The following is a 10,529-nucleotide window of genomic DNA, read 5'->3' on the forward strand; positions in this document are numbered from 1 at the left end:
CCCAGTCAGTTAATCCTCAGTTTAAAGAATACCTTGATTTTTTAAAGATAAATTTGTCCGTGAAGATGGCAAAAGAACCAAAAATATGATTACATCTCCCGCACAATTTGTCACCTCAGTTTTAGGAATAGATCCTAATACAGTTGCAAGAGAAGTTGTGGCATTAGGAGGTCTTAATAATGAGACTGCACTAGAAAATTATGCTTTGTATTTAAAAGAAAGCTTGGATAATTATTGGAGTCAAGATAACGCTAAATTAGTTGTGGTTGCTAAACCAAATGATAAATATTCAGTTTTAGAATTAAGCAAGAATAACTTTTCAGTAGAAGAGAATAAGGATCTTGACGATGTTCTTAACAAGTATCCTAAAAACGAACAAACTAACAGGAATGTAGTTTCAAGTGGAGACAGTGATACTTTCGGGACTCGTGTTTTTATAAAAGAAGCTGATAGTGATAACTTTAATATTGTTGATGCCAAAGCGATTTGGGCTGGAGGTTTAAAAGGTTTTCAACGTAATGATACAGGACTTAAATATAAAACCTATTCTCTAATATTGAATGAAGCAAGAGTAAAAAATTCTGCAAGCATACGCGCTATTGCCACCAGTTTAATGGCTTATAAAAGAGCGGAAGGAGTGGGTTACAGCGAAACATTTGTTGTAGAGGATAAGCGCAGTGGCTACGAAAAAGTTTATGACGAAGCAACAACACAACGTGGACTTTATTCTGATTACCCAAACGGGAAAAGTATTAATCACATCTTAGCAGATTCAGCTATTTCTAATATTCTTCATACATTAGCGGCTCAAGCAATTTCTAATGGATGGAGTGATGCTGCAATAGAAGCAAATGTTAAACCCTTTCTAGATGCTTTAGATAACATTAAATTGAGAGATCAGGGTGGTAGTTTATCAGACAAAGCCTTAGGAGCATTTAAAAACGCTGTAAAAGACGGAAAATTTAATGGAACTGAACTTCATAAGGCCATCTCTACTATTTCTTACGCACCCGGAAATGTTCGTTGGGGAGATTCAACAACAAACACAAAAATCAGTAATTTCTTTGACCCGATTTTTGAGAATGACAACGGAACAATTAAGTTAGAAGACTCAACGCAAAAAATTTATGATGCAGTCTCACAGTTGAAAAAGGATGGATTAATAACAGAAGAACAGTTTGAGTTAGCAACTAAATTAGCTGGAAGTGAAGAAAATAAAACTGTTTTAACTTCATCAAGGCTCAAAGGACATTACTATCCTAATCCTTTATTCTTTGATCCAGTTCTTGAAGTTGTCCAGAATAGTGATTCACGTCGAATTAAGGTCTCTTTCACACTTTATCCTGTTGAAGACAGTTCAACATCTACACACCTTACGGAAATCTTAAAAGCTAATAATCGCAGTAATGACTCAACTGTAGAAGAACCCAAGAGTGGAGTAGATAAAGACACTAAACGCATAGATTATGAAGTGATACACACCTCTATCAGTGATGAAGGGGACAAACTAACGGTTTATAAAATTATTGATCCCAATGGGGGAGAACCTCAATATCGGGTACAAATTGATATTGGTGGGGATGAAAGTAAACGTATTAGTATCTTTAGCAGTGAAAACCCAGTACAAGCTGATGGTTCCATTCGTTTACCCGACACTACCACCATTATTTCTCATGGTGAAAAATTAGAAGGACAAACCTATACCAGTGAAGTTGAAAATAGCTATCTGGGTCAAGACGATAAATACATCAAGATCGGTGCTAACGACTTCCGTAACGTGGAAAACCTCGAAGCAGCCGAACATAAACCGGCAAATAGCACTAATAATGTTTATTTATTGGAAAAATACCGAGGTAAAGAGGAAGGTTTAGGCATTGATATGGCCAAAAACCAAGAACAAGTCTTACTCACTACCTTACGCGATCGCTCTGCTAATGGTAAAGCAAATATGGGTTATATGACGGTAGGGAAACGCTCAAAAGTCACCTCCCAAGACGCAGAAGCAGCCTTAAGTCGTTTAGGAACCAAAAGCGTCGTCAGTGGTTATTGTCGCGCTTGTGCAACCGTTGATAATGCTGAAACCTACCGCGCAAAAGTCAAAGAGTCTGCCAAAGCAACTCATCTTGATGGAGAAAAACTTTTTGCTAATAACATCAGACAAACCATCGAAGATGTGGCTATAGTCCGTAACACGAACCTCGAAGGACGACGCAATGTCAGCATTAAGCAACTGGTCAAAGATGCTGAAAGTATCGGTGGACAGATTAAACGGAAAGCCTTCCAAACTGCCCCTCAACTCACTTTTACAGGGATGAAATATGTTGATGGACAATATCAAGATACTCATGGTAACTTACAAGTTCAAGTAGGAGATGGGGAGTTTACCGCAGCCTTCTGGGGTAATACCAATATCGGGATCAAAGTGGGTGACGGTGGGTTTAAAGCTGCTGCTTTTGGTGACAATAATATCTTTGTCCATATCGGTGACGGTGACACCGCTAAACATACCCAAACTATCGCCAACTATACTGCTTTTGAAGGAGCGCAACTATTCATCGGTCAACGCAACGTTAGCTTTAACTATGGGGTGAGTAATGACTTCATTGTGATGGTGGATAAGTCCATTCCTTTACCTCCCTTTCAAAGTCCCTTTAGTGGTCCGACGGATATTGTCGGTTATCTCAAAGAAGATATTGCTCAATTTAATGTTAATGGAGACAAGGATGATATTGATCCCTTGACCGGTGATCCCATCGAAGATAACTATTACGACTCCCAAAACTATTTATGGAGTAAAGGAAACGCTAAACAAATTATTGATCAAATCTCAACACTAGATATGAATAGTAGTGTTGAATATGAAACCGTATTCGACTATGGAAGTGAAAGCGATCGCAATACCCGCGCCTTACAAGCAGACGCTGAAAGAGCGTTAAATAAAGGGTTTAACCGCGTTATGGCCGGTCAAAGTCCCTTCAAAAAAGCTCAAGGAACCCCCCTAAAAGACCAAAACTTTAACCTCACGATTGCTGGCCAAGGTGCAGATATTATCCTCACCAACGGGGACAACCAGTTTATGTTCGCTGATAATATCCCCTCTTTGTTAGATACCACCATCGCGTCGGTATTTGGAATGTTGTCCCAAGAAACCAACGCAGAAAATGGTCAAGTGGGTAACACCCTCAGTTATGACCCCCGCAACGCATTAGGAAACTTCCTCAACCAACTGATCGCACGGGTTTCTGCTTCTCTCCCTGACTTAACGTTAGGGGAAGCATTAGGACTCACCTACGATGCACAAGGTAACATTACTAAAACTGAAGCGCAACGGTTAAGTCAAGAAGACTTAGATAGTATCCGTGACGCATTTGCTCAGTTCGTTAGTCAAAATGGTCAAAAAGTTGGCTTAGACTTGAAAAATGAGGAAACCGGGGCTAACTTTGACATAACCAACCCTAGTAACCTTCTCGGACTATTTGAAGCGTTTGGGAATGGAAACCTGAGCAAGTTTATTGATCCCGATGGACTGGTAGATAGTTTAAAATCAGCGTTAGATATAGGAGAAGATGGCCTAAAAAGTTTCCAAAATTATTTTGCACCACAAGAAGAGACAGAAGAGACAGAAAACTCTAGCACTACAGAAACCCCTGAAAGCGACAACCCTTCCCCTCCAGCAGTCCCCGTTATCGAGTCATCTGAAGTGTTTGGGTTTGGAGGACTTACTTTACCCTCTGTCTTCGATATCGATATTCCTCAACTCTTCAGTACCAAAACCCTCGACGATATGGTAGGACTGGTCAACAGTTTTGACGGTGATATCGACACCATGCAAGAGCAAATGTTCGACTTTTTTGCCAACAGTGGTTATATGACCGGAGACGGGGACTTACTGGTGAGTTTAGGCAACAATAACTTGACTTGGGGTGGGGATGGTAACGACTTAGTAGGGTTAATGGGACTTAATAATAACTTCTGGGGTGGTGATGGTGATGATCTCTATTATGGCATGGGAGAAAATAACCAAGGTAGCGGTAATAAAGGGGATGATACCGCCGTTTTAATCGGTATTAATAACCTTTTCTTCGGGGGAGAAGGTCATGACTTCGCTTTAGCTGCCGGACGCTACGCTAACCTTTCTGGGGGTGACGGTGACGATACTCTGTATGTTTTGGGTAGCGATAGTTGGTTAAATGGTGGAGAGGGTGAAAACTATCTGGTTGCGGTAGGGAACTATAACGCTGTTGTCTCTGGTGATGGCAATGATTATATTGTTTCTATTGGTAACTATGGTGACGTAGAATCCGGTGCCGGTCAAGATGTAGTTACAGTCTTTGGTAATAAAAACACCATCAAAACCGGTGCAGATGATGATTATTTACGCATTATGGGACACCAAGGGGAAGTATTTGCCGGCGCAGGAGATGACTTTATCTGGACTGATGTTGAAGCTAAGGATAATGTCATTAAAGGTGATATTGGAAATGACACCTTTGTTTTAGGAGGTTCTAACAATATTTATTACAGTGGTGAAGGAAAAGACAGCTTTATTATCAGTGATAATTATCAAAATGCAGTCATTAAAGATATTACTGTTGATGATCTATTAATGTTTGCTGATGTTGCTGATAATGAACTTTGGTTCAAGCAAGAAGAAGATGATCTTTTAATTTATCTGCAACAAACTCCTAATAATGAAGGAGACGAACTAACTCATTCAACTTTGACCATTGAGGACTATTTTAACAATCAACAAGCTAATATTGTCCTTGATACTGGACTGGTTTCTGACAGTGGAGAAGCAGCTTATGAGATACTCACTCAACAGGGTTTAGGTTCACTCATTAATATTATGTCTCAATATGATGTTGTTGGTTCAACTGATGCTTTCTTAGATAATGTCAGCGACGAGGATCTCGAAAAATTAGCGATCGCCTGGGATAAAACTTCTATTGTTTAGATAATTGAATATTATCAAGCGATCGCCTTTTCATTTATTGGAGAAGGGATCACCTGGAATGATACTGTAATTGTTAATCTAGCCTAACAACAAGTTAGGGATTACCGATAAACCCGAACATCTTTGCTAAACCCCCTAATAAGGCAATAATCAAACCAACAAGAACACCACGGTTGATAAACTCTTGATTATCTAACCGTTTGGCTAAACTATCGACTTTTTCTTCTAGTCTTCCCTGGCCGACTTCTATGGTGGTGAGACGTTCATCTAGCTTGTCGAATTTAGCCTCAAACTTCTCGTCTAGCTTATCTAATTTAGTCTCAAATTTCTCATCTATCTTATCCAATTTGTTCTCAATGCGCTTCAGAACTTCTTCTATGGGGTAAGTCACTGTCATCGGGTCGCTCATGGATAAAACTCCTAATGTTGTTATCCTAATCATAGGATTGATAATTCCTATTCTACAAAAATTATGTATTGATTTACGTCATCTTTGTAGGATCAACAATGGTTTTAAATTCTTCGGAAGTCAGAAACCCTAAAGCAATACAAGCTGCTTCTAAAGTCGTATTTTCTTCATAAGCTTTTTTGGCAACTTTAGCGGCTTTATCATAGCCAATATGAGGGTTTAAAGCAGTGACTAACATCAAAGAATTGTTTAAATAATGCTCAATTTGTTCTTGATTTATTTTTAACCCTACGACTAAATGGTCGGTGAAAGATGAACAAGCATCGGCTAATAATCTAATGGAATTTAACAGATTAAAAATGAGTAAAGGTTTAAAGACATTTAACTCAAAATTACCCTGACTTCCTGCCATACTAATAGCTGTATCATAACCCATAACTTGCACACAAACCATAGTCATTGCTTCGCATTGGGTGGGGTTAACTTTTCCTGGCATAATAGAAGATCCTGGCTCATTTGCAGGTAAAATAAGCTCCCCAATACCACAACGGGGACCCGATCCCAACCACCGAATATCATTCGCTATTTTCATCAAGGAACAAGCCAATGTTTTTAGGGTTCCACTACACATTACAACGGCATCGTGTGCTGCTAAGGCGGCAAATTTGTTATCGGCTGAAACAAAGGGTAAGTCTGTTATTTGAGCGATTTCTTGGGCTACTTTTTCGGCAAATTCTGGGTGGGTATTTAACCCGGTTCCCACTGCGGTTCCACCGATAGCTAATTCATATAAATCAGGTAAACTTAATTGGATTCTTTCTATGTCTTTATCGAGTTGGGAAATGTACCCAGAAAATTCTTGTCCGAGGGTTAAGGGAACAGCATCCATTAAATGGGTTCGACCAATTTTAACGATGTTTTGAAATTCGTTGGTTTTTGTCACTAAACTATCCCGTAATTTAGTAACCATTGGTAATAATTTATGATGGATTTCTTCTACGGCTGCAATGTGCATGGCAGTGGGAAAGGTATCATTAGAAGATTGGGACATATTAACATGATCATTGGGATGAATCGGATCTTTACTCCCTAATTTTCCCCCAGCTAATTCGATGGCGCGGTTAGCGATAACTTCGTTAGCATTCATGTTAGTTTGGGTTCCGCTTCCGGTTTGCCAAATTTTCAAAGGAAACTGTTGATCGAGGTTTCCTGATATTACTTCATCCGCTGCTTGTACGATTAATTTTTCTTTTTCTGGGTCTAATTTTCCTAAGTCTTTATTAACCATCGCTGTGGCTTTTTTAAGAATACCAATGGCTCGAATCATTTCTCTGGGCATGGTATCATGACCAATGGCAAAATAATGGAGGGATCGTTGAGTTTGTGCGCCCCAATAAGCGTCTGATGGTACTTCAATTTTCCCCATACTGTCTTGTTCAATTCTCATTAGTTTCTCCTTATTTTTCATGAATTAACTTTATTTTCTATCATTAATTTTTGGCTGACAATATTATACTTTCTCTTGAATTTAGAGAACATTTTTTTAATGGTTTCAGGTTCAATAAATAGGGTGTAAGAAATCAACATCACTAGACTAAATTGTAAGACAAATTCATTCATAACAATGGCAATAGACATATGAAATAAAACCATGATTCCTAATATCCAGTATTTAGTGCGCTTAAACCAAACTAAAATAGGAAATAAAAACTCAAGCATTAAGGCACTATAGGTTGTAATGATACTCAAGAAATAATTGTGAAATAATTCAACACCAGTAAAGCGAAACCAAGCCTCATAAAGAGAAATATAATACATAATACTACCCTCTCGCCAAGCTACATCACTATACAGTTTATCTACAGCAGAAAAGGGATAAATTAAAGCAATAGAAAATTGTAGAAGTCTTAAACTCCAGACAGACTGTTTGGGAGGAATATAAGGAATAATATTACGACGTTTACGAAGTAATTTTGCACGAAAGATATTATCAACGGATAAATGATTACCTAAAGGAGCAAAACAACTATAAAATAATAGCATTTGTATAACAACATCTTTTCCATCAATAATGGCAGAGTTACGATTACAGATTGAGAACCAAATAATATATAAAAGAAGGGTAGCAATACGGGTTCCTAAACCAACAATAAAACAGAGGTTTATAACTAAAGCAAGTCCATAAATAACCCAAATAAACTGAGGATTATTAGACAAGGCGAAAATAGATTTAAAAGAAGCTAAAAACCACCCTCCTCTGGCATTAACAAAGCGATCTAAAGAGATAATTCCATTGACCCCATAATACTCATTCCAGTGGAAATAACTGAGTAACAAAATATTGAGAATAAATAGGCCAAAAACAATCCGAAATACCCCCAAACTTAAGGTTGATTCTTTAGCAAACCAAAAATCATATATTTTTTTAGTTCCTTTTTTTATTAATTCTGGCATTGATACTCTCCTAGTTTACCAATATCACTAAATTCTTCTGTTAAATATTGCTGTCTAATGGCTGCTTGTTGAGGGGGTAAAATTTGTCTCCAAAATAAATCATAACGAATGGATTTAATCGATTTAGTTTCAGTTTGAAAGATTTGACACAAGTAATCACTATAGTGATCCCGTGCATCAGGAAAAACAAATAAATTTTGATGGAGTTTTCCTTCTCTAAAATTGATAAATTGTTTCTCAAAAAATCCTATTTCTTGTTCAGCAAAAATAGGCAATGTTTCTCCTGTTCCATTTTCATCAATAGCCACAATTTCCAGTCGCCAGCTAAAGCGATCAACCACGGAAAACATTCGCCACTGATCACTCATTCCCGTTAAACTGGTCAACCGTGCAAAGAGATGGGGAAAAAGAGGACTATTGAGAGGTGTATTATGAACAAGATGGGAACCCAGGGAACTAACAATAACGGCGACAATGGCAACTTTCTTAAGATAATTAACAGATTTATTAACAACTAATTGGGATATCATTTGACCCTCTTTAATAGCTTAGTTGTGAAGGATAGGAAACACAGTATCTAAATTCTATTAAGACTCAATATTTAACCGACAAGATTATAGATTTTCTTAAGTTGTTTAAACTTTTTTGGACAAAAAATAAACCCGCCGGAGCGGGTCATATTTCTTAATAATTAGGGTTGAAAATTATTCCGTGGGACTCACTTTATCAATAACTTCGGTAGTACCATCTGCTTTAACCGTCCAAACATCATAACTACCGACAACGTCGCCATTTTCATCAATATCAACGTTACCACTGGCCCCTTGATAATTGATATCTTCCCCATCCCGGACTAATGCGATCGCCTCACAAGGGTCACTGACTTCTGTCCCTGGGGCGTTAGCTACTTCTCGAATCTTACTTTGAATGGCTTCTCCTGTGTTAGCTTTAGCGGCTTCAGCGGCCAACATTAATAAGATGGTTGCGTCCCAACTGTGGGGAACAAAAGCGGTGACATCCTTACCGGTTTTCTCGTTCCACTTGGTGGTAAAAGCGTCTAACGCTTGACCATCGGCCCCTGGAACCGTTCCTAAAGCCCCCTCTAAAATATACTTACCGTCAGGGGTTTTGCCCACCTGTTCAACAAAGTCCTCAGAATAAACCCCATCGGTTAACAAGACAGTCACCCCTTCGCTTAACCCTCGTTTATAGGCTGCTTGTAATAAAATACTACCGGTTTCTGCGTAAAGGACTGCGGCCACAGCATCGGGGTTATTGGCAAAGGCTGCGGCTGCTTCACTATCGAGGGTAGCGGCTTTGGGATCATAACGGACAGGTTGTTCTTTATTGGTGAGTTTACCCCCTGCCTTCTCAAATGCGCCCACAAACTGCTGTTCAAACCCCACCCCATAATCATTATTAATGACCACAGTCGAAACATTTTCAAAGCCTTGTTTTTGGGCTAACGCTGCTAAGGCTTGGGCCTGATAGGTATCCGGGGGAGCCGTTCTCGCCCAATAGCCGTTAAATTCCCCATTTTTCGCCTGATCTGTAAACACAGGACTGGTGCTACCTGGAGAAATTAACATTACTTTATTTTGCGCCGCCGTCCCCACAGCCGCCCCAGACACACTACTGGCAAAGGCCCCCACCACACCAGCAACCCGGTCAACTTCGGCTAGTTTGGTCATGGCTGCCCCGCCGGCGGTGGGGTCGGTTTGACTATCTTCAGTCACCAGGGTAACCGGTTGACCATTAACGCCACCACAAGCATTAATCTCATCAATGGCCAGTTGAACCGCTTCTGGCATATTGGCCCCAATGGAGGATAAGTCTCCTGTGACCGGTAATAATGCCCCTAATTTTAAGCCCTCTCCACTGGCTGCGGGGGTATCGGGACTGGGGGCGGTTCCGGTGTCGGTGGGGGTTTGGTTATTGCACCCCACTAACAAACTACTACTAAAGGCAAGGGCTAAACCCCAAGCTAGAGGGGACTTTAAGCGATATTTGGTTAACCATGAGTTCATTATGTATCGACTCCTCAAAGCAATGGATCATCTTAAATTGACCTTTAGTTTAAGACTTTTTTAACGGACTTACCACAAAATGGGGAGACTTAACGCCTCCCTTTTGTCGGGGTTAGGGTTTCCTCGGTCTACTTTTTCACAAATTTTATTGAGTGTATTCAATCAGTTCTCGTCTCGCACCAATTAAATAAAAGGTTTGCATAGAATTATCCGTAAACCCATAATGATGCTTATTACAAACCTCAGAGCTATCTCCATTATAGAAAGTAAACCGATCTTGAAGAACACATAATTCAACGGCTTGGATGTCTTCCCCTTCTAACTCTAATAAATAGGTACGCTCTACCGTTTGAGCGCGGTCAACTTCTACATAAGTGTACCAATTATCCGGATAAACCATACATTCGCCGGGTTCGACTAACCACCATCCCTTGGTGACCCAGGTATCATCATTATTAATATAAGCGCCCGACACACGGACAATTTCATTACGATAATTACACAGTTCTGAGGCTTGTGCGGTTTTTGGAGATAACGCTAATTCTCCTAACCCTGCCCCCAAGACCATTAATGAGCATAAACCGAATAATTGTTTCATGGTTTTTCCTCCTCAACACCAATTAGATGCCTTATGTTTCTTTAAAGAAATTTTAGCAACAAAAAAAGAGACACTTTCCCCCTC

7 protein-coding genes are annotated in these 10,529 nt (G+C 39.5%); 1 reads left to right on the plus strand and 6 read right to left on the minus strand.

Annotation, left to right across the window (positions count from 1 at the left end; translation table 11 throughout):
* Window positions 1-85: 85 nt before the first annotated feature.
* Window positions 86-4,957 carry a calcium-binding protein gene (locus C4E06_RS26830; protein ID WP_107671376.1) on the plus strand — a complete coding sequence of 1,624 codons (4,872 nt, stop codon included), beginning with the start codon at window positions 86-88 and terminating at the stop codon, window positions 4,955-4,957.
* A gap of 94 nt (window positions 4,958-5,051) precedes the next feature.
* On the opposite strand, the gene C4E06_RS26835 is transcribed toward C4E06_RS26830, so the two are convergent.
* From C4E06_RS26835 to C4E06_RS26860, 6 genes are all read right to left on the minus strand, one after another.
* Window positions 5,052-5,366 carry a DUF4164 family protein gene (locus C4E06_RS26835; protein ID WP_107671377.1) on the minus strand — a complete coding sequence of 105 codons (315 nt, stop codon included), beginning with the start codon at window positions 5,364-5,366 and terminating at the stop codon, window positions 5,052-5,054.
* Window positions 5,367-5,439: 73 nt separating this feature from the next.
* Window positions 5,440-6,813, minus strand: a complete 1,374-nt coding sequence (gene fumC / locus C4E06_RS26840; RefSeq protein WP_107671378.1) for a class II fumarate hydratase — start codon at window positions 6,811-6,813, stop codon at window positions 5,440-5,442.
* A 17-nt stretch (window positions 6,814-6,830) separates the two neighbouring features.
* Window positions 6,831-7,820: an HTTM domain-containing protein gene (locus tag C4E06_RS26845; RefSeq protein ID WP_107671379.1), complete on the minus strand. Its 990-nt coding sequence runs from the start codon at window positions 7,818-7,820 to the stop codon at window positions 6,831-6,833.
* The gene (locus tag C4E06_RS26850; protein ID WP_107671380.1) at window positions 7,808-8,350 is read right to left on the minus strand and encodes a hypothetical protein; all 543 of its coding nucleotides are present in this window, start codon (window positions 8,348-8,350) and stop codon (window positions 7,808-7,810) included. Before C4E06_RS26850 ends, C4E06_RS26845 begins: the two co-directional genes overlap by 13 nt.
* A 174-nt stretch (window positions 8,351-8,524) precedes the next feature.
* A complete protein-coding gene (locus tag C4E06_RS26855) occupies window positions 8,525-9,847 on the minus strand; it encodes an ABC transporter substrate-binding protein (protein WP_107671381.1) in 1,323 nt (440 codons plus the stop codon).
* Between the two features lie 145 nt (window positions 9,848-9,992).
* A complete protein-coding gene (locus C4E06_RS26860; protein ID WP_198649077.1) occupies window positions 9,993-10,445 on the minus strand; it encodes a DUF1036 domain-containing protein in 453 nt (150 codons plus the stop codon).
* Window positions 10,446-10,529: the final 84 nt, after the last annotated feature.

The sequence above is a fragment of the Cyanothece sp. BG0011 genome (assembly GCF_003013815.1).
Lineage (GTDB): Bacteria > Cyanobacteriota > Cyanobacteriia > Cyanobacteriales > Microcystaceae > Crocosphaera.

Excerpts from the sequence above, each read along its gene's own strand:
- C4E06_RS26830 (WP_107671376.1), top strand. The coding sequence starts at position 86 with ATGATTACATCTCCCGCACAATTTGTCACCTCAGTTTTAGGAATAGAT.
- C4E06_RS26835 (WP_107671377.1), bottom strand. The coding sequence starts at position 5,366 with ATGAGCGACCCGATGACAGTGACTTACCCCATAGAAGAAGTTCTGAAG.
- fumC (WP_107671378.1), bottom strand. The coding sequence starts at position 6,813 with ATGAGAATTGAACAAGACAGTATGGGGAAAATTGAAGTACCATCAGAC.
- C4E06_RS26845 (WP_107671379.1), bottom strand. The coding sequence starts at position 7,820 with ATGCCAGAATTAATAAAAAAAGGAACTAAAAAAATATATGATTTTTGG.
- C4E06_RS26850 (WP_107671380.1), bottom strand. The coding sequence starts at position 8,350 with ATGATATCCCAATTAGTTGTTAATAAATCTGTTAATTATCTTAAGAAA.
- C4E06_RS26855 (WP_107671381.1), bottom strand. The coding sequence starts at position 9,847 with ATGAACTCATGGTTAACCAAATATCGCTTAAAGTCCCCTCTAGCTTGG.
- C4E06_RS26860 (WP_198649077.1), bottom strand. The coding sequence starts at position 10,445 with ATGAAACAATTATTCGGTTTATGCTCATTAATGGTCTTGGGGGCAGGG.